The sequence below is a fragment of the Streptomyces sp. SAJ15 genome, assembly GCF_007595705.1.
In the GTDB taxonomy this organism is placed as follows: Bacteria; Actinomycetota; Actinomycetes; order Streptomycetales; family Streptomycetaceae; genus Streptomyces.
Window position 1 is genome coordinate 89367 of record NZ_NISY01000006.1, and the last position, 25544, is coordinate 114910.

Here is a 25544-nt window from a genome sequence, read left to right on the forward strand (position 1 = left end):
AGGCGCCCCAGGCGCCGCTCACTCGGGCCGGCGGACTCTCGTCGACGGTGCCGGGTCCCCAGGCATGACCGGCGGAAATCTGGCGGCAGGCTAGCACCGGGTCGGTGCGCTCGCAATCGTGACGAGAGGCCACGAGCAGTCGCGGCAACTGCTCTGTCAGTGGGGCGCGATAGCGTCGTGAGCGATGGAGGCGAACGTCTCTCGATGGGAGTGGATGATGACCGTGAACCAGGTGCAGGCGACGCTGAGGGTGGTCCTGACCGACGTCAACACGAGCGTGGTGGAGGCGTGGCGGGCGGCGTTCGCCGACACCCCCGAGATCGAGATCCGCGAAGGCTCGATCCTCGATGAGGAAGTCGACGCCTGGGTCACCCCGACCAACTCCCGCGGCCGCATGGACGGCGGCGTCGACGCCGCCATCAAGCGTCACCTGGGAGCGGGCATCCAACTGCGTGTGCAGCGGGCGATCCGCGACCGGTTCGCCGGAAGGCTCCCGGTGGGAAGCGCGGTCTGCGTTCCGTCCGGGGCGGTCAACCCGAGGTTCCTGATATCGACGCCGACGATGGAGAGCTCCGCGCAGAACGTGAGTGAGACCCTGAACGTGGCGCTCGCCTGCGCCGCCGCGTTCCAGGCGATCCACCTGCAGAACAGGGAGGCGCCGGGCAGCATCTCGTCGGTGGCGCTGGTCGGCATGGGCGCCCAGACCGGCCGGGTGCCGGCACGGGTGTGCGCCAACCTGATGTGGACGGGCTACACCTTGTTCAACGACTACTCCTTCGAGGACTACGACGACCTGCGCGGCACGATCATCGCGCAGCTCGACGACATCGAGAACACGCCCGCCGAGAAGCGGGTGCGCATCGCGCCCCCCACACGCTCCACCTCCCGTCGCTGAGGGAGAGCCGCGGCGCGGTGTCGACTCGCGGTCCGTAGAGACCAGTGCGGCGCGGGCCCCGGCCCCGGCCGGGGGTTAGCCCCCGCAGACATCGGCCAGCTGGCCCGATGTTCCGCCGCCGTCCCCGCTCCTAGCGTCGGGTGGACCTTCCTTCTCGGTCCCTCGATCCAAGGAGCACGATGCGCGGTCTCACGTCCACCCTCTCGATCGGCCTGAGCCTGGCCGGCCTGCTGACCGGCGCCGCGCCCGCGCCGGCCGCACCCTCCCGGACACCTGGGCCGCTGTCGGCCTACGAGCACCAGCGGCTCGCCTGGGGGCGGTGCCCGGAGGCGCAGAAGGAGCTGAACGCCGCGGGCGCGGAGTGCGCGCGGGTGACCGTTCCGCTCGACTACTCCGCCCCCGGCGGCCGTACGATCCGGATCGCGATCTCTCGCGTCAAGGCCGCCGACACGGCCGACCGGCGCGGCATCCTGCTGTCCAACCCCGGTGGTCCCGGCGGCAGTGGGCTCGCCACCACCCTGGCGCTGCGTCCCGCGCTGAAGCAGGCGGCGGACGGCTACGACCTGATCGGCTTCGACCCGCGCTTCCTCGGGGAGAGTTCCCCGATCCGCTGCGCCCCGGCACCGCCGCCCACCCCGCCCGGGCCGTCGACATCCGCCCGAGCGGACTTCGAGGCATCGGTGCGGGCCGCACGGGACACGGCGCGGCGCTGCCGGGAGCACGGGGACAACGCGGCGCTGCTGCCACACGCCTCCTCCCGCAACGTCGCCCGGGACATGGACGTGATCCGGGCCGCCCTGGGCGAGCGCAAGCTGTCCTACTACGGCGTCTCCTACGGCGCCGACCTGGGCGCCGTCTACACCCAGATGTTCCCGCGCCGCACCGACCGCATGGTCATCGACTCCTCGACGGACCCGACGGCCACGCAGTACGAGCTGTTCCAGCGCTCCGGCAGGCCCGCCGAGGAGGCGCTTGACGCCTGGGCCGCGTGGACCGCCCGGCGCCACGACACCTACCGACTCGGTCGTACCGCCCCGGAGGTGCGGGCCGCCGTCCAGGGGTTGCTGGACCGCGCCGAGCGGCGGCCGGTCGACATCGGCGGGCAGCGGCTCGACGCGCCCGTGCTGCGGATGCTGCTCAAGCAGCCCCTCCAGCACACGGAGAACGATGCCGCGCTGGCCGCGATCGTACGGGACCTGGTCGGCGCCGCGAAGGGGGAGTCGACCGAACCCGGCCCCGAACTCGCCGCCATGCTGGCCCTGCTCTCCTCACCCGACCTGGCGGACAGCATGGTGGGCGGGGCGATCTACATGTGCGGTGACGGCGGCTGGCCCGCGGGCGGCTGGCCGAAGGACCCGGAGACGTACTGGAGGAACAGCGGGCGCAGCCGCGCCACGCAACCCGTGTTCGGCCCGTATGTCAACGGCATGATCGCGCCGTGCGCGTTCTGGACCGGCGAGCCGCGCGAGGCGGGCACCGTGATCGGCAACGACGTGCCCGTACTGATGCTCCAGGCCCGCCGCGACAACAACGTCCCCTACGACGGCGCCCTGGCCCTCCACGCCCGCCTCACCGGTTCGCGCCTGATCACCGCGGACATCCGCTCCCACGGCGTCTACGGGCGCGGCCTCGACGGTCACCGGCCCGTCCCCTGCGCCGACCAGGCCGTCAACGACTACCTGCGGACCGGAAGCCTTCCGGCCCACGACCTCACCTGTCGCTCCCCGGAGGGTGAGGGCGCGGCGTTCCGGGAGGCCGGGAGTCAGGAGGGGGTGCACGCCTCGGCGATCGACACGCTGTTCTCGTAGAGGTGGTGCCGGGTTATCCGGCCCTCCTCGACGGTGAGGCGCAGCGCGAAGGGGCCCGCGAAGGACTTTCCCGTCGCGCGCACCGTCCCCGAGAGGTGACCCGTCAGGACGGCGTCGGTGCCGTCCACGAGGAACGTGTCGACGGAGGCCCTCGCGTCCTCGGCTACCGTGTGCTCGGCCAGCTCTGTGCACTGGGCGGCGCAGTCGACTCCGGTCGAGCGGGGCCGGATCCACGGGACGGCGGGGTTGTCGGCGAGCAGCCAGTCGACATCGTCCGCGAAGAGCTCGACGAGCCGCTCGACGTCCCCGGCCATCCGGGCGGCGAGGAACTCCTGGACGACATGACGGGTGGCGTCGGCGACAGAAGTCGCGGTGGTGTCGGGTGACATGGCGGGCATGGCGGGCATGGTGCGCTCCTCGGACCTGTGGTGCCGGGACCCTCGTCGGGTCTCGTTGACGTGCACCACCCTGCCGCGGCAGAGGTGCGCGGTCGATGACGTCAGGGGTAATGGCCGGGGTGGCCGCACGGTGGAGTGCCGGCCGCTGCCGTGGGCGATCTCCGACGGTGCCGTCGTAGCTCGCCTCGCCCTGAGAGTCGCCGTGCGCGGCGCGGCCCCGGCGTCGCCGTCCGCGCCGCTCACTCGCGGGGCGAGGCCGCTCCGGGCTCCCGGGGCAGCAGTGTCCCCAGGGGTCCGAGGTCGAGGTTGAGGTCCGAGCGTCGCAGTCCGTGCTCGGCGCACAGGCTTTCCATCCGGTCCTCCAGCAGCATCAGTGTGCGGCCGACGCGCTCCTCCTGTTCGTCGGTCAGGTCGCCCGCGTCCGCCCGGCGCACCGCCTGACGCTCCATCAGCTGACGTAGGAGCTCCACCACGGTCAGCACCAGCCGCATCAGGTCGCGCTCCACGGTGTCCTGGTCCAGCTCCAGCCGTCGGCTCATGGTTCCTCCCAGGGGGGCGGCACCGTGGCGCTCACCGAACTGACCAGGGCCCGCAGATCGATTCGCACCAGGTCCACGTCGGCGATGCGCAGGGTGAGGTCGCCGGTGATGACGACACCGCCCGCGAGCAGTCGGTCCAGCAGGTCGACCAGGGCGATCCGCTGGTCGGGAAGGGTGCCGGTCGTCATCGCGTCGCCGCACCGCCGCCGCTTGCGGGCCGGGCTTGGGGAGGCGGCTGGTCCGCGGGGCCGGTGGAGAGGAACGAGTAGGGCGCCCAGGGCCCGGTCAGCTCCACCCGGACGGCGGGGAGCCCCGCGTCCAGCTCCCCGACCCGGGTGGCGAACGCCGCGCTGTCCGGGCCGTCCACCAGGAACGCGGCGTTGAGCACCTGGGGATCGGCCACGCCCGACAGCTCGGCGTCCTGCGGGCTGTGCAGACTGGTGGCAGCGGCCAGGGGGGTGAGCGTCTCGTGGACCCGGCGCGCGTCGTCCCGGCTGGCCCGCCACCACTCGTCGCGCGCCCTGCGCTCGGCACTCCGCCTGCGGAGGTAGTTCCGACCGGATCGCTCCTCGGCGGCCGGACGGCCCCGGCCCGTGCCCCGGCTCGTGCCGTGTGCCGGTGCCGCCCGCTGCTCGACGGGTTCCCGCCGTCCCGTCGACGGTCCGGCGGTCATCTGTTCCGCGGACGTGTCGGCGCCGGGGGCGGCGTACACCTTGACGCCCCATTCGACCTTTCCGTCCAACCGGTCCAGGGCGGCGGTGAAGCGGTCGCGGCCGGAGGCCATGAGGCGCCGCACCCCCGGCTCGTCACGGCAGACCGTGGCCAGGCGCAGCGGTACGACGCAGCGGGCGGTGCGGGCCGCGGTGTCCACCACCCGTTGGTGGGCGCGGGCGACCTCCTCCAGCCAGCGCAGATCCTCCAGCCGCGCGCGCAGGGGCGCCTCGCCGAACTCGGCCGCCGGCACCGGCCCGGTCAGCGCGGAGAGGCCGGCGTGCCGGACGGTGTGGACCGGGCCGCCCGCGACACCCCGCAGATGCTCAGGCCAGGGGGGCGCGGGGTCGTGGTCGCGGGTGATGGCGTAGACGTACCGCAGTTCCTCCCGCCGCAGCGCGGCGGCGTCCTCCGGTCGTGGGTCCATGGTGTTCACCGGGTCCTGTCCTCCCTCGTGACGCGGGTGCCGCCGTCGGCCTCCAGCTCCGCCAGCCGGGCGCGCAGCCGAGCGTTCTCGGCGTCCAGGGCGCGCCGCCCGGCGCGGGAGGAGAGGGCCGGGTCGTCCTCCCACCAGTCGATCCCCATCTCCTTCGCCCGGTCGACCGAGGCCACGACGAGCCGCAGTTTGACGGTGAGCAGTTCGATGTCGAGCAGGTTGACGCGGATGTCACCGGCGATGACGACACCCTTGTCCAGCACGCGCTCCAGGATGTCGGCGAGGTTGGCGGATCCGGCCGCCGGCTCGTGGCCCATGGGCCGGATCGGGGCGGTGGGGCGGGGTGCGGGGGCGGTCAGCGGATCTCGTGCGTCCATGCGTGCGCCTCCTCCAGGCGGTCGAGCAGCGCGTCCTCGCGTCGCTCGAACTCCCTCTCGTCGATCAGGCCCTCGGTCAGCTGCCGCTCCAGCGCGGCCAGCTCCCGCCGGACGCGCGCGGGGTCGTAGTACTCGCGCTCCGCCTCGGCGACCACCTGCCGCAGCACCCAGCCGACCAGCGAGATGATCACGGTTCCACGAAGCTGTACGGCGGCAGTGGCCCGTTCAGCCGCAGGTCGAGCCGGGGGTGCGCGCTCCGCAGGCCGGCGACCGCGTCGGCCAGCGGCTCCGCGTCGTCCCGGTGCACCAGGAGCGAGAGGTTGACGAACCAGCCGCCGCTCTCCGGCCCCATCCGGTGTTCCTCGGCCAGCGGTGACAGCGTCTGCGTGATCAACCGGGCGTCCCGCTCCTCGCGGTCGCGGACCGTCTCGGCCACGCGTTCGCCGGTCCGCAGCCGTGCCTCGTACGAGCCGCCGCCCGCCGCCCGGTTCGCCGCGGCCATGCCCCGCAGCTCGGGCTCCTCGTCGAGCAGCTGGCGCAGCAGCAGGTCTTCCTCGTGCGCCGCCTTGACGTTGTACTCGGTGCGGCCGTCCAGCCTCCGCAGCCGTTCCCGGTAGTCCTCGGCACGGGAGGCGAGCACCTCACGGACCTCCCTCTCGCCGGCCGAGACGCTGCCGAAGCGCAGGGGCAGCACCGTGCGGGCCCGGCCCACCTCGGTGAGCACCCGCTGGTGGGCCAGCAGATCCCGGCGCCGCGGCCGAAGATCTTCCGGGCACTCGCTGACCAGCGCGGTCAGCTCGCCCGCGCGGACGCCACGCACCGGGCGGGGCGGGTCGCCCACCCCGGCGAGCCCGGAGGGCAGCTCGGGGCGGCCGCCGGACACGATGCCGTAGACATAGGTGCTCATGCGCTCTCACCCGACTTCTTGGCGGTGCCCCGGCGCGCGCCGGCGCGGCTGCCGGTGTCGTCCGAGGCGGTCGCCTCCTCCGGCTCCCGGTCACGGCCGCGCAGGGTGTCGGTGATACCGCGGGTCGCCTGGGAGACCGCCTGTCCGGCGCCCGCCAGGGCGCCCTTGGTCTTGTCGCGCGCGCCGCTCTCGGTGGCGTCGCCCACCAGCTCGGGCAGCCCCGCCGGTTGGCGCGGTCCGGCCTCCAGGTCCAGTCGGTTACAGGCTTCGGCGAACCGGAGGTAGGTGTCGACGCTCGCCACCACCACGCGCACGTCTATCTTGAGGATCTCGATGCCGACCAGGGAGACGCGGATGAACGCGTCGATCACCAGCCCGCGGTCGAGGACCAGTTCCAGCACGTCGTAGAGGCCGCTGCTGCCGCCTCCGCCGGTCCGCTCTGCGGTCACAACGGTCATGTCGGTGTGTCATCCCTCTCGGAGACCGGCCGGTCAGCGGCGCTCGCCACGGGCGCGCTCGTAACGCCGGACGCGGCGGTAGCCGGTGAGGAGCCCGTCCGGGTCGAGAGTGATCTCGTACAGGCCCAGTAGGCTCATCGTCTCCGGCACCCGAGCCACCTCCACCACCTCCGCTTCCAGGAGCCAGCCGTCATCGGTCCGTTGGAAACGAACCACCGATTCGGGCCGCACTCCGGTCAGCTCGGTGAGCTGGTCGCACCCCGCACGCAACAGCGCCGCGGGAGACGGGCCGCCGACCGTCGTCTTCTCGCCGGTCTCATCGTGTGTGTCTGCCATATCAGCCTCGGTGGTGCGGCTACCCGAAATCCGGCCGTCAAACAGACACCGGCGAGATCCGGCCGCGGACGGAACGAGCAATCGGCCTGCCGGCACCGAACCTTGGCGGAGTCGACCCTGCCACGGGGCCATCGAGGATGCCCCGGCTCGCTCCGCGACGGTCGGCCCCCGGGGACCCGGGCCATCGGTAGAACGACCGATGCGCTGGAAAGATCCTGGAAGCTACGTTGACCGCATGCAGTCACCTGACACACCCAAGCCGATCGAGACCGGCGACACCCCTGAGATCACCCGCACCCTGGCCCGCGCTTTCGCGGACGATCCGATGATGCTGTGGTTCTTCCCCGACGAAGAAGGGCGCGCGGACCGTCTCGCCCAGTGGTTCGACGTCATGCTCACACACAAGTACGGCCCACTCGGTCACTGTGAACGCACCGACGCGGCAGCGGCCTTCTGGACACCGCCCGGCACGGCCGAGCAGCACCCGGACGAGGAAACGCTGGCCGTCATCAACGGGCTGTTGGGTGAGCACGTGGCCCGGCTCGGAGAGATGCTGGAACTGGTCGGCGAGGCAACCCCCCGGGAACCCCACTGGTACCTGGCGGTGCTCGGCGCCGACCCGGCGGCCCAGGGCAAGGGCCACGGCGCTGCCCTGCTGCTCTCGGGCCTGGCCAAGGCGGACGCGGCCGGACTGCCGACACACCTCGAATCGTCGAAGCAGGCCAACATCGGCTTCTACGAGCGATTCGGGTTCACCGTGCGGGGCGAGATCCACGTCCCCGGGGGCGGCCCGACACTCTGGTCCATGTGGCGCGAAGCACAAGGAGACGCTCGCCGGTAGACCGACGCCTTTCCCGGGCGAGGCTGACGACCGCGCCCCCGCTCCCGACGTTCAGCGGGTACGCCGACCTGTGCCGGGCGCGGGTCGCCGGGTGATCGATGTGGGCGGGGCGGGTCAGTCCAGCGGGACCGCCGCGATGCGGTCGTAGGTCTGCAGATAGAGCCGGTTGTCGTGGTGGGTCATGGTGTTCGGACCGTGGGGCATGCGTACCGAGCGGGCGGAGAGGCTCCACACGGTACGGCGCTTCGCGATGCTCACCGCCGTGACGGCCTGGCCGCCCCCGCTGACCCCCGCGTAGAGCTCGCCGCGGAAGGGGCGGGGGAGGGCGAGGTCGGTGAAGTGCGGGCCGGGGTCGTAGCTCCAGAGTCTTCTTCCGGTGGACTGGTCGTATGCGCGGAAGGACTTCGCCGCGGTGAAGAGCGTGCCGTCGACGCAGACCGGCGAGCTGAACATCGTCAGTGAGTCCTCGGGCTCCAGGGTCCAGGCGACGCGCCCCGTCCTCAGATCGACCGCGGTGATGACGCGGGCGTAGTCGTAGGCGTGCCGGTCGCCCACCACGGGCGGATAGGTTCCCCCGCGGTCGGACACGCTGGCGGCCTCCCGGTCGCTGCGAACCTGTCGCGCCCACAGCAGGCCGCCGTCTGCCGTGTCGACGGCGAACAGGCGGGCCGCGTCCGAGCAGAACAGGCGTCCGCGGGACACCGCCGCGGCGATCCCGTCGTCGGTGTACGCCCCCTCGACGCGATGACGCCAGCGGAGCCGACGGGCCGGGAGGTCGTAGGCCAGCAGCCATGGTTCGGTCCGGTCGACATCGCTGTCGTAGTAGCCCAGCAGGTAGAGGGCCCGGGCGTCGGCCGCCAGCACACGGCTGTAGCGGCTGAGCTCTCCCAGGACCCGCCGCCCGGCGGAGCCGGGGGCGAGGCGGCCGGTGCGCGGGTCGAGATAGCCCGCGGCGGGAGCACCTTCGTCGTCGAAGAACAGCGCGACCAGTCGCCCGGCGGAGACCGCGGGGTCCAGGGCGGTCGAGCTCGCCTCCCATATCTCCCGCCCGGTGGCGGGGTCCAGCGCGCGGTTCGTCTCTCCCCGGTGCAGCACGGTCCGATCGGTGGCCAGCGGCGGGGTGGTCCCGAGCGTGCCCGGCACCGACCACAGAGGCTCGGGGGCGACGCCGGGTGGGCGCCGCGCGACGGACCGGCCCGGCTTGGGGGACGCGCTCCCTTCGTCCCCGGTGCCGGGCAGTGCGCCCGTGGCCCACAGGGCGGACAGGCCGCCGACGGCCAGGGCCGCCGTGGCGGACCCCACCAGCACCGCCCGGCGCGACGGCGCGCCGGACGACGACGGCGAGGGCTCGCGCGGCGGCGCGCCGTCGAGCGCGGCGATCTCCTCGACGCGCCCGCCGATGTCGGCGAGCAGCGGATCCGGCAGCAGGCCGGCGAACTCGGCCGGGTCGAACGGACCCCAGTCCGCCTGGAGCCGAGCCAGGGCCGGGCGGTCGCCCGGTTCCGCCGACAGGCACGCGGCGAGCGTGTCACGGAGCCCGTCCGGTACCCCGGTCAGATCGGGCGGCGCGCCCTCCCTCAGCAGCCGCAACGCGTCCCGGCCGGGGCCGTCGTACGGGCCGTGTCCGGACGCGGCGAAGACCAGCACCGCCCCCAGCGCGAACACGTCCCCCTCCGGTCCGTGCTCCGCGCCGCGCGCCTGCTCGGGCGACATGTAGGAGGGGGTTCCGGATATCGCGCCCGAGGCGGTGAGCGCCGGGCTGCCCGGGGCACGGGCGAGCCCGAAGTCGATGACCTTCGGGCCCCGCGGGGTGACCAGCACGTTGGCGGGCTTGAGGTCCCGGTGGACCAGTCCGGCGCGGTGCAGTGTCGCGAGGGTCTCGGCGAGCGCGGCGCCGAGCCGTCGGACCGGTGCCCGGGGCAGCGGTCCGACCGCCCGCACCGCCTCGGCCAGGGACGGCCCGATGATGTAGCCGGTGGCCAACCAGGGCACCGCCGCCTCGGCGTCCACGCCGAGGAACTCCGCGGTGTGCGCGGCGCCGAGCGCGCGCACCGCCTCGGCCTCCAGGGACAGCCGGACCCGGAAGCCGGTCTGCTCGCGAAGGTCGGCCCGCACCGTCTTGACCGCGACCAGCCGGCCACCGGCGGTATGCGCCAGGAACACCGTGCCCATGCCACCGCTGCCCAGCCGTCCGACAAGTCGGTACGCGCCCACGCGATCGGGGTCGTCGGGCAGCAGGGGGAGAACCGAGGACATGGGTGGCACGCTCCTTCGAACGACGGTATCGGGGGAAGGCGGAGTCCGGTGTCAACGGGTCGGTATCGCGAAGATGGCCGAGGGCTGGGCGATGAGCAGCGCCCCGGGGGCCGTCACGAGCTGCAGCGGGTGGTGCTCCTCCAGCCCGACGACGGCCAGCTGCCACAGCCGCTCACCGGACCTCAGGTCCAGCGCCGCCACCTGCTGCTGCGTCGGCACGAACAGGGTGCGGCCCGAGGAACTCACGGCCATGGAGCCCATCCGATAGTGCGTCAGCTCCTCGTCGAGGTCCTGGTCCCACCGGCGGCGCCCGGTGTTCGCGTCCACCGCGACGACATTGGTCACCCTGCCGGTCATGCACAGCAGGGACCCGGCCCGCAGCGGCGGTCCGTGTTCGGCGTCGGCGCCGGACCTCGACTCCCACAACCCGCGTCCGGCCGCCGGGTCATACGCGTGCGCCGAGCCCGCGGAGAGGAGGAACAGCCGTCCCGCGGTGTCGACGACGGAGGAGGGGCCGCTGTACACACCCCGGTAGGTGCGCTTCCAGAGCGGTGCGCCGGTGTCCCGGTCGAATCCGGCGATCGACAGGGAGCGGGTCGCGTAGGGGTCACGGTGCGGGTCGTCCTCGGGCAGGACCTCCACGATCAGCGTCCCGCCCGCGACGGTCACCGAGAGCGGGCGCTCGAAGCCCCTCGGCAGCGGGGTGCGCCATCGCTCCCGGCGGGCCACGATGTCGAAGGCCGCCAGGGACTGTTCCGCGGAGTCGGTCAGGTAGGGCTGGATGAGCAGCCACGCGGTGTCTCCCGCCGCGGCCAGAACCGTGCCCACGGTGGTGTCCCGCCGGTACAGCGTCTTGTCGGCCCACTCGACCCGGCCGTCCCGCAGCGAGCACAGTTTCAGGTCGGTGTTGGTCGCCACCAGGACCCGGTCGCCCGACACCCGCTGAGGAACGCTGTATCCGCGCAGGTCGGGCAGGTCCCAGCGCTCTTCTCCGGTGCTCAGGTCGTGCCCGTACAGCGTCTGGTTCCGCTCGACGAGGAAGCGTCCGGCGCCGGTGACGGGCAGCAGTCTGGTCTCTTCGACGTCGTCGTCGAAGCGCCACAGCGCGGCGGGCGGCAACCCGGGCACGGGTCCGCTGGTGCGACGCCGGGGGGCACGCGCCGGCGCGGCGGCCTCGCCGCCCCCGGAACCGCCCTGCCAGGCAAGGGTTCCGGCCACCCCGAAGGCGACGCCCGCCGCGCCGGTGACCAGCCCGGCGAGCAGGGCACGGCGGGTGGCGGCGGCCGGGGCGCCGGCCGTCCCGGCGGGGTCCGCGCCGGCCGAGGCGCCGCGGCCCAGCAACCGGGTGGCCGGCTCCGTCGCCGGGCCGGCCGACCGCTCCGCGTCCGTGTCGGCATCGAGTTCGGCGACCTGCTGGGCGCGGACGGCCAGCGCCGCCACCACCCGGCCGGGCGGCGGGCCCGGCCGGTCGGGTGGCGGCTCCACCCCGTGGTCTGGCGCGCCCGGCCAGCCCGCCTCGTCCGGGCGTAGGGCAGGGGTCCGGACCAGGGCGGCGGCGGTCGGGCGGTCCTCCGGTCGTGGAGCCAGCGCGGCGGTGACCACCTCCGCCAGGCCGCGCGGTACCCCGTGCAGGTCGGGCCGGTCGTGCAGGGCGCGATACGCCAGCGCGGGCGGTGGACCGTCGCCGAACGGGAGCCGCCCGGTGGCGGCACGCACCAGCAGCATGCCCAGGGCGTAGACGTCGGCGGCCGGGGAGGGGGCGGTGGCCCCGGCGGCCACTTCCGGAGCCATGAAGGCCACCGGCACGGTCGACACCCGGCTGAACGGCTCCTGCCGCGCCGCGGCCCGGACCGCCGGGCTCGGCACCGTACGGCAGGCGTGCAGGGCCATCAGCAGCGGTCGTCCGGTGGTCAGCCAGACTCCTTGGGGGGACACGGCGCCGTAGACGATCCCCCGGCCGTGCAGCGCGGTCAACGTGGTGGCGACCGCCCCGCCCAGCGCGGCCACCTGGTCCGGTGTCAGGACCGTGCCGGCTCCGGCGCCTCCCGAGAGGTCGGACAGGGACACGGCGGGGGTGTAGGCCAGCGCGGCCCACCCGGGTTCGGCGTCGGTGGACAGCTCCCGTATGGCCGGGACACCGGAGACCGGCCGGAGGCCGAGTTCCGTGGCCGCCTCGGACGCGGAGGCCGGCAGCCGACAGAGCACGGCAGGTCTCAGCTCGCGGTCCCGCCCGAGGTACATCGCCGCGCACGCGGAACCCGACTCGGTTCCGGGCCAGCGGGCCAGCAGCCGGTACGGCCCCAGGGCACGCGGATCGTCGGGAAGCAGCCCCTGAAGCACACCCAACCCCCTCTTCCCCGCCTCCGGCCCCACCTCGGGACCGGTTCACAGTCCCGGCAACGCGCTGACGTCCGAACCGCGTTGCCAGACCACACTGCCGCGCGCCACCACGCCCTGCCAGCGGTCGCCGAGAAGACCGGCCGGGGCGTACAGATACTGTTCGGCCGCCCGTCCGGTGTGCACCGCGATGGTGCCGAGCTCCGGGTTGGCCAACGCGGCATGGACGCCGGTGGCCGTCGGCAGCGGGCCCGGCCGGCCGGCGAGCGTGTCCCCGGCCACCACGGTCCACCGGGCCCTCCCGGCCGCCGCGTCGACCGCCCGGAGCTGGCCGCCGTCCGCCACGAACACCGCGTCGCCCACCACGGTGGGCTCGCCGAAGCCCTGCTTCTCGTCAGCGGGCAGCGACCACATCCGGACGCCGTCGGCCGGATCGAGACCGATGAGCGTCCGCCCGGCGCCCAGCACCACGCCCCGGGTCGAGAACGCCGGCCGGTACGGCTTCGCCGGCCCCCGCCTGCCGCCGGTCGAACCCGCGCCGGACGACGCCACCCCCGGTGCGGGGTGCCGCCATGCCTGACCGCCGTCGGCGGCCGACAGCGCGGTGACCGCGCTCGTACCGGAGGCGAGCACCAGCAGTCCGCGCCCGGCGGCCGCGCCGACCGGACCCGACACCGGCATCGGCCGCACCCAGCGCTGTCGGCCGTCGGCCGACCCCAGGGCCCGGATCCGACGGTCGCGGTCCAGGACGTACGCCGTGTCCTCGTCGGCCGCGAGCAACCGTTCCGCGTCGGCGGCGACCCGCTCGCGCACCGTGCCGCTGCCGGGATCCAGGAACAGGGCGGCGCCGTCGGCGCCCAGGGCCACCGGACGGCCTCCGCCGAGCAGCGCCCTGGCCACCGGCCCGCGCCAGCGTCGCTCACCGGAGACCGGGTCGTGCCCGACGACGTGGCCGTCGGCGTCCGCGAAGCAGACCACCCCGTCGGCGTCGACCGGCGCGAAGAGCGGCTTCGCCGCGGCCCGGTCGTACGCCCACAGCGGCCGCGGCACCACGCCCGGGGCCCCGGTCCAGCGCGGGGCGGGCCCGTGCTCGGCGCCGCCGGAGCCGGCACGCGGCCAGGTCAGCACGCCCGCCCCGGCGGCGAGCAGCAGGGCGCCGCCGGCGCCGAGCAGCACACGGCGCCGGGCCGGCAGCCCGGGGCCGGCGCCCAGCGCGACCGCGGCCCGCTCCCTCTCGGCGATGTCCGCCCGCACCTCGGGCGGGAGCCAACGCGCGGCGGCGCGCTCCGCCGCGCCGTGCGGATCGAGTGCGGCCGCCAACTCCGCGGCGGTGGGCCGGTCGCCCGGACGCTTCGCCAGACAGTCGCGCACCACCGGCAGCAGCGTGCCCGGCACCTCGTCCAGGTCCGGCTCCCCGTACACGATGCGGACGTCCGCCCCGGCCTGGTCGTCGTCGAGGAAGGTATGCCGCCCGGTCACCGCGAACGCCAGCAGCGCGCCGGCGCAGAACACATCGCTCGCCGGCCCGAGCTTCCCCTTCAGCACCTGCTCCGGCGACATGTAGCCCGGCGTGCCCGGCCGCTGCTCGGCCCGGGTCAAGGTCGCGTCCCCGGCCACCCGGGCGATGCCGAAGTCGACCAACCGGGGCCGGTCCGCGGCCAGGATCAGGTTGGACGGCTTGAGGTCGCGGTGCACCACCCCCGCCGCGGCCAGCGCCGTCAGCGCACGGCCCAACGCCCCGGCCAGGGCGCACACCGCGGGCACCGGCAGCGGACCGTGCCGCCGCACGGCCTGACCCAGGGTCGGCCCCGGCACGAACTCGGAGGCCAGCCAGGGCACCCCGGCCCGGGGTGCGGAGTCGAGCACCGCGGCCACGAACGGGCTGCGCACCGCCGCCGCGGCCGCCACCTCCCGCGCGAACCGGTCCCGTAACCCCTGGTCGCGCAGCAACTCGGGCCGAACCGTCTTCAGCGCCACCCGGCGTGCGCGACCACCGCGCGCCAGATAGACCGTCCCCATGCCACCGGATCCGAGGACCCCGAGGAGTCGATAGCCGCCGAGCTGCGTGGGCGCCCCACCCGGCAGCGGAGCCATCACCGATGTCATGCCCGGGATCGTACGCGGCCCGACGGACAACCGACCCCGCCGGCCGGCGAGTTGGCACCAAGGGGCCGTGGCGCGGGGGCCTTGGCCGACATGCGCCGGTCGCGAGCGACCCGCGCCGTGGTCGGGCCCCGACGGCGACTGCTCCGCGGCCGCGGTCGCGGCGTCCGCATCCGCATCGGCGTCCGCGACCGGCCCCAGCGCTCAGCAGGGGGTCACCTCGGGGTCGATCGGCGGCAGCGCCCAGGGCTCCAGCGTCCCGCCGCAGTACTCGGCGAGGAACTGGACCATGCCGCCGCCGTAGTGCCACCACCCTCCGCTACGGGAGGCGACCGTGACGACCCAGTCCTCCGGGCTGTCGCCTGTCGTCGTCCACATGAACTTGTCGCTCTCGTTCGACTCCCCCCACGGCAGCAGACCACCGGGCGCGGGATGAAGGCTCAGGCCGAGACCGGGCTCCCACCAGGCGTCGGCAAGCACCTCCAGGGTGTCGCGGACGCCCTGAAGCATGTGGTGCTCTTCGCCCGGCTCGGGAAGGGCGACGAGCAGGAAGTCCCCGACGGCGAAGCTCCGGTACCGCTCGGCGAGGTGCCTGACATCGGCGGGAAGCCCGCTGCCCAGGCCCTCCTCGACCACGGCCCAGTCCAGCTCGGCGGGCTCCGGCCGGCGAAGGGCGGTCAGCCCGGGGAGCGCGAGCTCCAGCGCCGCGAGAGCCTCTGCCGGATCCGTGATCCGGCGCTTCGGCGTCTGTGTGCCGATCAGATCGTCCTTCATGGGGCGGCAGCATGCCAGACCCGTCCGACATCCCCGGCGAGGGCCGTCGCCGGGAGGTGTGGAGCACCCAGGACGTCAAGCCGCGACACCGTCCGCTCCACCGGTCGGGCCGGCCCCGTACCAGCGGCCACGGCGTCCCGTCGTCAGCGCCAGCCGGCGACGATCAGGGACAGGCCGGTGGCGAACCCACAACCCAGCAGCGCCAGATAGACCGGGTAGTGGCGGCGGAAGCGGCGCGCCACGGCTCCGAAGGCGCCGAAGGCCAGGCCGACGGTGAGGGTGCGGCTGCCGCGGGCCTGTGCGGACTCGGCCAGCCATGCGGTGGCCGGAACTCCGGCGCGGCCCGCCTCGGCCGCGTAGACCTTGAACGGAATGCCGTTCCACGGCTGGTGGCGTACCGCGGACGTGGACTCGACGGACAGCTCGTGGCGTACCTCGGCTCGCATCCGGTCGGTGGTGAGCGGGGCCGGCATGCGAACTCCGTGGGCGGCGAGGTGGAGCGCGAGCAGTCCGCCCACCAGGCTGCCGGCGAGTGCCGCCAGCGACAGCGTGAACGCCCTGCGCGGCGCCGCCGCGCACACGACGGCCAGCAGCAGTTCCGGCATCAGCGGCCAGCTGAGCGCCTCGGCGACGGCCCAGGTGAAGGCGAGCGGCAGCCCCCAGCGTCCCACGGCCACCGCCGCGACACGGCGGCGGAGCGTCGAGTCCCGCACCGGCCCGGTGTCGGAGTCGGCACGCAGCGCCTCCACGGCGGCGCGCGCCTGCTCCGGTGCGGCCCCCGGCGGCAGCGGCGTCCCGATCCGCACCCGTATCAGGGCCGGGCGCAGCTTGCCGTGCTTGGGCAGCAGCCGGTCGGTGCCGGTGATGCCGACGGGGACGACGGGGACGCCCGCCCGCTCGGCGAGCGTCAGGGCACCGCGGTGGAAGGAACCGAGCTCGCCGTCCCGGCCGCGGGTCCCCTCGGGGAAGAGCACGATCGCGCGCCCGGCGCGCAGCTCGTCGACCCGGCCGAGCAGGTCGGTCATGCCACCGCCGGTCCTGCGGACCGGGAAGCCCGCCGCGAACACGCGGCAGATCCGGCTTCGCCGGGGCGAGCCGAACCAGTAGTCGGCGGCCGCGCCGATGGCCGGAGTGTGACCGGCGTCGAGGGCGGCCAGCAGGGCGGGGGTGTCGGCGTGCGAGGAGTGGTTGGCGACGACGACACAGCCACCACGCGGGAGCCGCCCGCGCCGCTGGACCCCGCCGGAGACGGAGAGGACGACCAGCCACAGCAGCCGCCGCAACCCGGCCGCGACCCGGGACCGACCCTGCCCCGCACCTCCTCGCACCGGCCCGCCCGGCAGGCCGGGACCGCCCTTCCCCCTCCGAACGGTGGCCGCCGGGCCGGCCGCGCCGGCGCCGACCGGACCGCCCACGGTGGGCCTCGGCCCCGGCCACGCCGAGGATCCCGACCGGCGTGACCGACGCGGACGTTCGAGGTGGCTCCACGAGCGCCACGACCGCCGGACCGTCGACCCGGCTCCGGCCGTCCGCGCCATATGGTCGGTCCGGGTACGAGGGGCTCTCCGGCGGCTGCCGGAGACGTCCCGGAGCGCCTTCCGGCGACGGGACACCGCCGCTCGGGCCCGGCGGCGCACCGCCCAGGGGGCGGCCGGACCATGACCGTCGGGGGAGGCGCCGAAGAGGCCCTGGGCACCCGCCCCGGAGAGCCGGGCCGCCTCGCCCCGCGGCCCGCCTCCGGCCGACGCTCCGGGCTCGGCGGCCCCGCCGCGCGGACGCGCCGCGGCCCGACCCGAGGTGCGGCTCGACTTCGTGTACGACACGGCCTTCGCCATCGTCTTCCTCCGCTGCGTCACACCGTCACCACCATCGCCAGCAGCAGCGCCGGCAGGAGAGAGTCGACACGGTCCAACAGCCCCCCGAAGCCGGGCAGCCAGTGGCCGGCGTCCTTCACCCCCGACTCCCGCTTGACCATCGATTCGAGCAGGTCGCCCAGGACGCAGCCGAACAGCACAGCCGCCCACAGCGCCAGCGAGAAGGCGCCGACGCCCAGCAGCGCCAGCCCGGTCACCACCGCCGCGCCCACGACGCCCGCCCACGTCTTGTTCGGCGACAGCGGCGACAGCGGCCGCGCCAGCGGTCCCCCGCGGCCCAGGGCCGTCCCGCCACACCACGCGCCGACATCGCCGAGGGCCACCGCCAGGCCCACCGCCACCGCGGTGTCACCCAGCACGACCAGGCCGGTCAGCGACAGCGGGACCCACAGCAGACCGAAGACCGTCCGCGCGGCACGGGTGAACCCCGCGTCCACGTCCCCGGCCAGCAGCGGAGACAGGGCGGCCACGAGCAGCAGCAGCCCCGCCGCCCGCAGGTCGAGCGCCCCCGGCGCCCGCCACGCGAGCCCCGGAAGCACCACCGAAGCCACCACGAGCACGGCGTGGTCCGCGCGCCGCAGGCCGGCCATTCGTACGTACTCGCTCACCGCGACCACGCCGAGCGCCGCCGCCAGGACGAACGCCCCGGCACCGCCGCAGAACAGTGCCCCGAGAAAGACCGGCGCGGCCAGCGCCCAGGTGCGCCAACGCCTGCGCAGCTCCGACCGCGTCCGCAGACGGGAGGGCAGCGCCGCGACCGCGATGCCGCCGGCGCCGAGCGCACCGGCGACCAGCGGTACGGCCCTTCCCACGGCCTCCTCCATCACCATGCCCGCGCTCACGCCAGCTCCCGCCAAACCCCGCCCAGCCGCACCAGCGCGGTCAGCGCCGAGCCGGCCGCGACCACGATGAGCACGGGGACGGCCCAGCCCGTCGCCGCGGCGACCACCACCAGCAGACACCGCTCGGTCTTGCCCACCGGACCGCCGTTGCGCCGCGCGGCGCCGGCCGCCGCGCCCGCGAGCGAGACCCACGACGGCAGCGTGGCCGCGAGCCCGGCGAGCGCCACCAGCCACAGCGGCGCGAGCGTGACGAACCCCGCGATGACCGCCAAGTCCGCCACCCGGTCGCCCAGCTCGTTGACGACCGCGCCACGCCGGCTGGTGCGCCCGGTCTCCCGGGCCAGGGCCCCGTCGAGATTGGCGAAGGCGAGCCGGGCAGCGAGCAGCGCCGCGACCGGCGGTGCGGCGAGGGGCGCGGGCGCGACCGCCAGCGTCACCGCGGCGCCCACCGCGCAGATCACCCCGGCGGCGGTGAGGGCGTCCGGCGACACCTCACGGCGGACGAGAGCCGCGCGGACGCCACGGAGTCGTTCCGCGTACCAGGGCTTGAGAGCGTAAAGGCCGTTCATGAGGCCAACCCTCACCCGGACGCCGGAACCCACACCACGCGCCACGTACTCATATGTGTCTGAGTACGAGCGCCATGGCCGGGTGTGTGTGCGGAGGTCGTCCCGCCAGTGCCCGACTACGGTGCACGACGTCGGACGAGGGGTTCACCGTGGTGTGGGCCTCCCGAGGGGCAGCAGGTAGTGCAGGGGCTGGTCCAGGTCGTCCAGGCCGAACAGTTCCTGCGCCGGCTCGTCGTGGAAACCGCCCAGTGGTGTTCCGGACAGCCCCAGAGCCGTGGCGACCAGCAGCACCGTCTGGGCCAGGTGCCCGGTTTCCAGCAACGCCAGTCGGAGCGCGCGGAGTCCGTAGCGCCGACGCAGGAGCCCGAGGTCCGTGTAGAGACCGAGGACGACGGGTGCCTCGTCGACGCCGATCCAGTCCGGGTCGTGCGCAGGGCGGGAGAAGTACGTCGAGAGCGGCGTCACCTGGTGTGTGGCGGGCGCGGGCCCGATCGGGCGTAGGGTCCGCCGCTCGGGTACGCAGTCGTAGGTCCCGGCGGGGACGCCGGCCACGTCGAGGACCAGGAGGCGTACGCGGGCCGTGTACAGGGCCCCGGCGCTCGGGTGGGGGCGGCGGGTGAGATGGCGCACCGAGCCGTCCGAGAGGCGTTGCGTGGAGCGGCCGCTCTCGGACAGGGAGTTCCACAGCAGCGTGCCCAGCGTATGGGCGTCCAGCGGCCCGCCGAGAGCGCCGCGCCAGGACGCCCTGCCGGCCAGGACGGTGTGCAGCGGTACGTCGGGCAGGGGGCCGTGCGCCAGCGGTATCCCCGCCGGGACCGTGCCCGCCTCTTCCGCCCCCTCCGCCGTCGTCCCCGCGTCCGCCCGTTTCGCCGTCGGCTGTGGGGGGAGCGGCCGTAGGGCGGTGTCCTGGTTGCGGCCGATCCGGAACCTGCTGTGCTCCAGGTACCACACGTCCGGCGCTCGGTGGTCCTCGGGGAAGAAGTCCGCGGGCTCGCCCTCCTCCAGCAGCGTGCGCGCCGCCAGCCGGCACACCGCGCGCTCCTCGTCCGGGGTGACGCCCAGTCGGTTGAACAGCATGTGGAGCTGCGAAGCCCACACCCACGGCAGTACCGCCCCCGCCTCCGACGCCGTGAGGGACTCCCTCAGCTCCTCGTCGGCCTCGCGCACCCGGTGGACCCACTCCGTCAGCCACGGTGCCCCCGCACCGTTCTCCAACCCCTCCCGCAGGGCCCGCGCCCGGCGCTCGAGGGCCGGTCCCTGCGCGGCGTAGACGGTGTTGACCCGGGTGTGCACAGCGGCGGCCGGCAGCAGCTCCACCTCGGTGACCCAGCGCCACCCCGCCGCGTGGCGCCGTAGCCACCGCCCGGCGGTGAGCCGGTCCATGCGCAGCGCGTGCGTGGTGGCGTGGGCCAGGTCCGCCGCCACGGTGAGCCGTCCCGCACTTCCCGAGCGGCGGTCGAGGTCCCGCAGGGCCGCCACCGCCACCCGCGAGGAGTGGGTGAAGACCCGCTCGGCCGTGGGCAGTGCCCGTGGCCCGCCGTAGCGGTGCGTCTCGGGGACGTACGCCACGGCGCGTACCTCGCAGTGGCGCGTCGGCCAGGGCCCCGCCACCGCGGGCCGTTTCGCGGCCGCTCGCGCCAGGGTGTCCGGTAGTTCGGCGGCGGCCGCGGTGCCGAGCCCGCTCACCCGTATCCGCAGGTGCGGGCCGTCCTCGCCGTAGCGGATGAAGAACCACCGGGTGGCGTCCCCGGAGGCCACCAGGCCGTCCAGGAGGGGGGTGATGTCCTCGGTGAGGAAGCGGTCGGTGTCCTCGGTGGTGGAGTGCAGGAAGAGGTGGTAGCTGTGCCAGGTCTCGGTGGTCACGTGCGGCCCTCGTCGGATGGATGACGGTTGACTGGTGGCCGCTCTGCGGCCCGTCGGCGGCATGTCAGGGGAAGGGGTGCGGGTGGACGGTCAGGTCCGCGGGGCGGAGTGGTCGGTCCGTGCGGCCCAGCCGGTATGGCACGTCGAGCAGGCGCGGCAGCCCGCGGGTGCGGTGGTTGACGTGTCCGAAGGTCATCGGCAGTGAGCCGGGGACGATGACCTTGACGCAGTGGAGCCCGATCCGTGCGCGCAGCTCCCGCGTGCTCTGGTCGACGGCGATGACCTCCAGGCCCGTGGCCGCCAGCCGCTCCACCGTCGCCTCCAGCAGGACGCTGAGGTCGGTCACCGGCTGTGGGGCGTGCGGCCAGGCGTCGGCCACGTCGCGGCAGGGGGTGTCGGCGAACAGGAACTCCAGCCGGGAGGCCGCCTCGGGCAGGGTGTTGACGCCCACGTGGTCGTCGAGGGTCACCACCAGTTCCGGCCGCTCCAGCATCGGTCGCAGCCGGTCGGGGTCGCGTGGACGGCCCTCGGCGAAGGACCGGTGCGCGGACTCCAGGACGTTGGTGACGACCTCGGCCACCGCGGAGCGGATCGCCGCGCGCGGGTCGTGGTGGGCTCCGGCCGCCAGGAACATCCGGGGCGCGTCCGGATGGGTGCCCTCGTAGCGGCAGACGGCCACCACCGCCGGGATCCCGAAGTCGTTCGTCGCGTCCAGCAGGATGAGTCGGTAGCCGGCGAGGGCCGCCCGGTCCGCCAGCAGGGTCACCTCGCGGTCCTCCCGCGGCGGCGCGACCCGGGGCAGCGGGGTGCCGGCGTACCAGGCCATCAGGAACGCGTCGCGCTCGGCGACCTCGAACAGGCCGTACAGCGCGGCCTCTTCGGGGCTGTTGCCCAGTCCGCAGCCGTTGGAGGACTCGTAGACCACGCGCGGCCGGCCCGTGCCGGGCACGTCCCAGTACGCCACGTGCTCGGGCACGGCCACCGCGCGGCCCCGGGTCAGCGACCAGCCGTGCACCCAGTCCAGCTCCAGGTCCGGGGTGTACGGCACGGCCCGCGACGCCGGATGGCCGTGGTGGGCGGGGTCCGGCAGGCCGAGCCGCTCGGGGTCCACCGCCCGCCGCGGGCCCAGCGCGGCGAAGGACGCGCGCAGCACCGTCCGCCGGCCGGTCGGGCGCATCCCCGCGTACCGCTCGACGGCCTCGAAGAGCGCCACCCGCTCGCTGCCGGCGAAGTCCCCGCTCCGCCCGTAGCCGCCGTCGTCCAGCGGCCGTCCGTCCGTCACCAGCGCCGTCGTCAGGCAGAAGGCCGAGTCCTCCGACCGGAACAGTCCACGCACCGGACCGAACCGCTCGTCGTACAGGACCGTGCGCAACTCGCGTGCGCTGGTGCGGGGGTTGGCGCCCCGAAGTACCGCCGGGTCCGGCAGCGGCCGCGGTCCCGAGGGCAGGGGCGCCACCGTGTCCGCGGAGTCGGGAGGGAGCGGACGGCACACCGCGCAGCCGCCGACCGGGCGCACCTGGTGGGTGGACCAGGTGCCCCGCACCTGGTGGACCACGTACACCGTCGCCGAATCCGCCCGTGCCTCCGCGGCCTCCGTCGTCTTCGCCGTCTCGTGCGTCCTCGCTGTCTGCTGGGCCTCTGTCGTCTCCTGGGCTCCCGCCGACTTCGTCGTCTCCGTGGTCTCCGCCGCCCCGGCGTCGCCCGCGGCTCCCAGTGCTTCGGTCGCTTCCGCGGCCCGAGCCGCCTCCACCCCCTCCCCATGGTCCAACAGGTCCATCGCCAGCGCGCCCATCGCCTCGGCGAGGGCGGGGGAGGGGACGCCGGCCAGCGCCAGTCCCGGGCTCTGCCAGGGGACCCGACCGCCCGCCGTGGCCAGTCGCTGGTACTCGGCGCACGCCAGGCACGCCGCCGCGCCCGGCCGGAGCGCCGGCCCGATCACGGCCACCGCTCCGTCGAGGCGCACCGGAACCCAGGCCACCGGATGGTCCAGCGCATGGCGGCTCAGCTCCTCGCCGACGCCCGGTGTCCACTCCGTCAGCAGCACGACCGCGCGGCCCCGCGATGTCCGAAGCGCCGTGTCGGCGGCGAGCACCGGCACGGGCAGCGACCCCAGCGAAGACCCCGGTACGGGAGAAGACCCCACCGTGGGCGGCGCGGCCGGCGTCATCGGTCACCTCCCGCCGGGCCCAGAACGCAGAAGCCGAACGCGTGCAGCAGCGCCGCCGGCCCACGGTCGGCGGCCGGTGGGCCCGCGTGGGCGCGCAGCCCGGTCAGCCGGCGCAGCGCCGACTGGAGCGCGGCCTCCCGTCCGGCCAGCTCCGCCAGCCACCCGGCCGTCCAGCCGCTGTCCTCCCACGCGGCCACGGGCGCCCCCGCGGCGGCCAAGGACGCCGTGGAGCCGTCCGGGCCGCGGACCTGCCCGACCCCGGTGCCCGTTTCCGTCGCGACGACTGTGGTGACGGCCGAGAGCGCCGCGAACGCCGCGGCGTCTCCCGCGGTCGCCTCCACGGCCCACCCGCGCACCGGCCCGCCGGCTCGCCCGGCACCCTCCTGACACACCACCACGGCGCGGTACACCCCCCCGTCCCCGACCGCCCGTACGACCTCCAGACGGGCGCGGACGCCCAGCCGTCGGGTCAGCGTCGTCCACCAGTGACGGGCCTGGGGGTGGCCGGACCAGTCGGCCGCGGGCAGCGGGCCGGCGCCGAACAGGGGCGCACCGGCGCGTTCCGCGGCCCGGCGCAGCGCCCTGCCCCAGGCGTGGCCGGGGTCCGCGCCCACCGCCAGGCAGGCCGCCCCCGACCCGAGTTCGGCCACGCGACAGAAGGCGTCCAGGCGTGCCAGGTCCAGCCGTGGCGCGCCCGCGACGAACGTGCCGTCCGGCAGCTCGCAGGCGGCGAGCGGCACGGGAAGCTGCGGCCAGGTCCCGGGAAGCGGCTCGGGGAACGCCCCGACGTGCGGGCCGCTCAGGGCGGCCACGCGGTTCAGCGCCGTGGCCAGGGTGTCGGCGGGGGCGAGCGTCACCTGCCGGTCGGAGTCAAGCCGTTGTGGTCCCAGCCAGGTGCGGTACTCGGCGCGCGAGGGCCGCGCGGTCGCCACCAGCACCGCCGGCAGCCCCGCCACCAGCCGTGGGTCGTCCCCCTCGTGCGCCGGGTCCGGCAGGCCGGCGACGGCGCACAGCAGCCGGTGTGCCGCGGAGCCGCCCAGCAGGGCGGCGAAGGCGCGCGGGGAGGCCGGGGCGGTCCCCGGCTCCAGCCGCCCCGCCAGTGCCGCCGCGTCCGCACGGGCCTGCTCCGGGCTGCCGGGAGCGGTCACGTATCCGGTGCCGCCACGGATCACCGCGGCGACCGCCGGGCCCGCCCCGTCCGCCCGCAGCAGGATCCCGCCGGCGGGCAGATCCTGGTCCACGGAGCGGTCATAGGTCGCCCCGCCGTGCCCCAGTGCCCGCGCGGCCGCCTCGGCCAGCGGGCAGTCGGGCGCGGCGGAGGTCACCTCGCCGCGTGATCCCGCGATCGCGGCCGCCGCCCGCGCGGGCCGCTCGCCGGTCGCGGCCAGCCAGTCCGGGGCGGCCCCGCCGTCCACCGCCACCAGCAGGTCGTGGGCGCGCAACTGCTCCAGCACCGTGTCCAGGGCCTTCCGCAGGGCGGACCCAGGCTCGGCCGCGTCCAGCACCCGCGCCGACTCGCCCCCGCGCAGCGGCCCTTCGAGGACCCGCCACAGCGTGGGCAGCGCGCTGCTGCCCTCCAGGGTCACGCTGCCGCGCCGGCCACGCAGGTGCAGACCGTCGCGCAGCGGCGTGACGGCGACTCCAGGACGCAGCCGCCAGCCGGCGGGCGCGGCCGGCCGGTCCCGGGCCTCCGGCGTGGCCGAGCCGGTCCGGTCACGGGCCTCCGGCGTGACCGAGTTGGGCTGGTCTCCGGCTTCCGGTGTCGTCGAGCCGGCCCGGTCCCGGGTCTCCGGCCTGACCGAGCCGGTCCGGTCCCGGGTCTCCGGCGTGACCGAGCCAGGCCGGTCCCCGGCCTCGGGCGTCATCGCGTCGGCGGCCGTCATGACCGGCCCTCCACCGCGTCGATGACCGACTCCACCTCGGCGCGCCAGTCGCAGCCGGTCAGCCGCGGCACCGTGCGCACCACCAGGAACGCGGCGAGGTAGCGCTCCAGCGGCCGCACGTCGCAGATCGCCAACAGCCGGTACAGCGCGTTGGTGCACGCCCGGTAGACCAGGTACTCCGGGCGGCTCCACATCGTGCCCCGCGGGTCGGAGCGGCGCAGCAGTCGGTGGAACTCGCTGTAGCGGGTGCGGATGTCCTGGTTCCAGCGCTCCATCGCCGCCCGGTCCCCGGTGGCGGCCGCCCGCACCCGGTACTCCAGCGGGAACCCGTGCAGGTCGGCCCCGGCGTCGTGACGGCTCCGCGCCAGGCGCCAGGCGGCCGCCGACCACGCGGCCCACGCCCGCTCCCCGTCCCGCGCCCCGCCGTCGGCGATCCGGCCGACCAGCGCGGTCACCGCCTGGCCCGCGCTCTCCCAGCGCCGTTCGAACGCCTCGCGCAGCCGCCCGTCCGGGTCGTCGTGGACCAGGAAGTCCTCCAGGTGCGACACGTACGAGTAGTGGCCGCCCGCCAGCCCCTCGGGGTGGGCCGCGGCGTGCGCGGCCAGCGCGGCCACCACGAGCTGCGTCCGGGCCGCGGCGCCGTCGCCGTGGGCGCCCAGGAACTCCGCCCCCGCCCGCAGCGGCGCGAGTCCCAGACGCATCAGGTCGTCGCGGAGCGCCAAGCCGTCGTCGCCGAGCAGCCCGCGCGGCGAGGACAGGTCGACCGACTCGGTGCGCACCGTGTTGTCCGCCACGATCGGCCCGTACGGCGGCGGGACGAGTTCGGCACGCCCCGTCTCCGCGGCTCGTTCGAGCAGCTCCGCCTCGCTGAGGTCGCTGCGCGAGGGGTGCGCCTCCACCCACCGGCGCAGCTCCCGGGCGGCGTCCTCGGCGGCGGCGCCCACCTGCTCCGGCCCGCCCGTCAGGCGCAGGCGCAGATGGGGGCCGTGGAGCCAGTGCCGCTCGACGTGGGCGGCCAGGCCCCGCGACGCCCACTCCTCGGCGAGCGGCAGCACGGCCTCGCGGAGCAGCGGCGCCTTGGTCGGATGGTGGTAGTACGCGACCACGTCACGGGACACGGCGCGGTGGGGGTGGGCTGCTGGCACGGCGGCTCTCTCGCCTTCCTGGTTG

At 75.3% G+C, this 25544-nt stretch carries 23 protein-coding genes; 3 read left to right on the top strand and 20 right to left on the bottom strand.

Annotated elements, in window-relative coordinates:
* Positions 1-184 precede the first annotated feature (184 nt).
* On the top strand, positions 185-895 hold the full coding sequence (locus CD790_RS17475) for a macro domain-containing protein (protein ID WP_260867660.1): 711 nt from the start codon (positions 185-187) through the stop codon (positions 893-895).
* Between the two features lie 179 nt (positions 896-1074).
* On the top strand, positions 1075-2703 hold the full coding sequence (locus tag CD790_RS17480) for an alpha/beta hydrolase (RefSeq protein WP_144384183.1): 1629 nt from the start codon (positions 1075-1077) through the stop codon (positions 2701-2703).
* On the opposite strand, the gene CD790_RS17485 is transcribed toward CD790_RS17480, so the two are convergent.
* From CD790_RS17485 to CD790_RS17525, 9 genes are all read right to left on the bottom strand, one after another.
* Complete coding sequence (locus CD790_RS17485) at positions 2658-3101, bottom strand: nuclear transport factor 2 family protein (protein ID WP_144384476.1); 444 nt, start codon at positions 3099-3101, stop codon at positions 2658-2660. The genes CD790_RS17480 and CD790_RS17485 overlap by 46 nt on opposite strands.
* Before the next feature lie 239 nt (positions 3102-3340).
* On the bottom strand, positions 3341-3640 hold the full coding sequence (locus tag CD790_RS17490; protein WP_144384184.1) for a gas vesicle protein K: 300 nt from the start codon (positions 3638-3640) through the stop codon (positions 3341-3343).
* The gene (locus CD790_RS17495) at positions 3637-3828 is read right to left on the bottom strand and encodes a gas vesicle protein (protein ID WP_144384185.1); all 192 of its coding nucleotides are present in this window, start codon (positions 3826-3828) and stop codon (positions 3637-3639) included. The genes CD790_RS17490 and CD790_RS17495 overlap by 4 nt, the downstream gene beginning before the upstream one ends.
* A complete protein-coding gene (locus CD790_RS17500; RefSeq protein ID WP_144384478.1) occupies positions 3825-4778 on the bottom strand; it encodes a GvpL/GvpF family gas vesicle protein in 954 nt (317 codons plus the stop codon). Before CD790_RS17500 ends, CD790_RS17495 begins: the two co-directional genes overlap by 4 nt.
* A 5-nt stretch (positions 4779-4783) precedes the next feature.
* On the bottom strand, positions 4784-5104 hold the full coding sequence (locus CD790_RS17505) for a gas vesicle protein (RefSeq protein WP_144384477.1): 321 nt from the start codon (positions 5102-5104) through the stop codon (positions 4784-4786).
* A 38-nt stretch (positions 5105-5142) separates the two neighbouring features.
* Positions 5143-5355 (bottom strand): gas vesicle protein GvpG, encoded by a 213-nt coding sequence (locus tag CD790_RS17510; RefSeq protein WP_399217717.1) that lies wholly within the window; start codon positions 5353-5355, stop codon positions 5143-5145.
* Positions 5352-6071, bottom strand: coding sequence for a GvpL/GvpF family gas vesicle protein (locus tag CD790_RS17515; RefSeq protein ID WP_144384186.1), 720 nt, complete (start codon positions 6069-6071; stop codon positions 5352-5354). Before CD790_RS17515 ends, CD790_RS17510 begins: the two co-directional genes overlap by 4 nt.
* Positions 6068-6529 (bottom strand): gas vesicle structural protein GvpA, encoded by a 462-nt coding sequence (locus CD790_RS17520; RefSeq protein ID WP_144384187.1) that lies wholly within the window; start codon positions 6527-6529, stop codon positions 6068-6070. Before CD790_RS17520 ends, CD790_RS17515 begins: the two co-directional genes overlap by 4 nt.
* A 33-nt stretch (positions 6530-6562) precedes the next feature.
* On the bottom strand, positions 6563-6865 hold the full coding sequence (locus tag CD790_RS17525; protein ID WP_144384188.1) for a gas vesicle protein: 303 nt from the start codon (positions 6863-6865) through the stop codon (positions 6563-6565).
* A gap of 235 nt (positions 6866-7100) precedes the next feature.
* Between CD790_RS17525 and CD790_RS17530 the strand changes: the two genes are divergently transcribed.
* Positions 7101-7706, top strand: coding sequence for an N-acetyltransferase (locus CD790_RS17530; RefSeq protein WP_144384189.1), 606 nt, complete (start codon positions 7101-7103; stop codon positions 7704-7706).
* 114 nt (positions 7707-7820) lie between these two features.
* Here CD790_RS17530 and CD790_RS17535 read toward each other — a convergent pair whose 3' ends face one another.
* From CD790_RS17535 to CD790_RS35845, 11 genes are all read right to left on the bottom strand, one after another.
* Positions 7821-9962 carry a protein kinase domain-containing protein gene (locus CD790_RS17535; RefSeq protein WP_144384190.1) on the bottom strand — a complete coding sequence of 714 codons (2142 nt, stop codon included), beginning with the start codon at positions 9960-9962 and terminating at the stop codon, positions 7821-7823.
* Positions 9963-10013: 51 nt separating this feature from the next.
* Positions 10014-12302: a PQQ-binding-like beta-propeller repeat protein gene (locus tag CD790_RS17540; RefSeq protein WP_260867702.1), complete on the bottom strand. Its 2289-nt coding sequence runs from the start codon at positions 12300-12302 to the stop codon at positions 10014-10016.
* A 45-nt stretch (positions 12303-12347) separates the two neighbouring features.
* Positions 12348-14405 (bottom strand): protein kinase domain-containing protein, encoded by a 2058-nt coding sequence (locus CD790_RS17545; protein ID WP_144384192.1) that lies wholly within the window; start codon positions 14403-14405, stop codon positions 12348-12350.
* Positions 14406-14606: 201 nt separating this feature from the next.
* Complete coding sequence (locus CD790_RS17550) at positions 14607-15176, bottom strand: SMI1/KNR4 family protein (RefSeq protein ID WP_144384193.1); 570 nt, start codon at positions 15174-15176, stop codon at positions 14607-14609.
* Between the two features lie 143 nt (positions 15177-15319).
* Entirely contained in the window at positions 15320-16504 is a 1185-nt protein-coding gene (locus CD790_RS17555; RefSeq protein ID WP_260867661.1) for a lysophospholipid acyltransferase family protein, read from the bottom strand.
* Positions 16505-17028: 524 nt separating this feature from the next.
* Complete coding sequence (locus tag CD790_RS17560; RefSeq protein ID WP_399217815.1) at positions 17029-17880, bottom strand: phosphatidate cytidylyltransferase; 852 nt, start codon at positions 17878-17880, stop codon at positions 17029-17031.
* An 8-nt stretch (positions 17881-17888) separates the two neighbouring features.
* On the bottom strand, positions 17889-18461 hold the full coding sequence (locus CD790_RS17565) for a CDP-alcohol phosphatidyltransferase family protein (protein ID WP_144384195.1): 573 nt from the start codon (positions 18459-18461) through the stop codon (positions 17889-17891).
* 144 nt (positions 18462-18605) lie between these two features.
* Positions 18606-20324, bottom strand: a complete 1719-nt coding sequence (locus CD790_RS17570; RefSeq protein ID WP_260867662.1) for a thiopeptide-type bacteriocin biosynthesis protein — start codon at positions 20322-20324, stop codon at positions 18606-18608.
* 64 nt (positions 20325-20388) lie between these two features.
* Positions 20389-22491: a TOMM precursor leader peptide-binding protein gene (locus CD790_RS17575; protein ID WP_260867663.1), complete on the bottom strand. Its 2103-nt coding sequence runs from the start codon at positions 22489-22491 to the stop codon at positions 20389-20391.
* Complete coding sequence (locus CD790_RS17585; protein ID WP_144384197.1) at positions 22488-24374, bottom strand: hypothetical protein; 1887 nt, start codon at positions 24372-24374, stop codon at positions 22488-22490. Before CD790_RS17585 ends, CD790_RS17575 begins: the two co-directional genes overlap by 4 nt.
* Positions 24371-25519 carry a lantibiotic dehydratase C-terminal domain-containing protein gene (locus CD790_RS35845; RefSeq protein WP_186319077.1) on the bottom strand — a complete coding sequence of 383 codons (1149 nt, stop codon included), beginning with the start codon at positions 25517-25519 and terminating at the stop codon, positions 24371-24373. Before CD790_RS35845 ends, CD790_RS17585 begins: the two co-directional genes overlap by 4 nt.
* Positions 25520-25544: the final 25 nt, after the last annotated feature.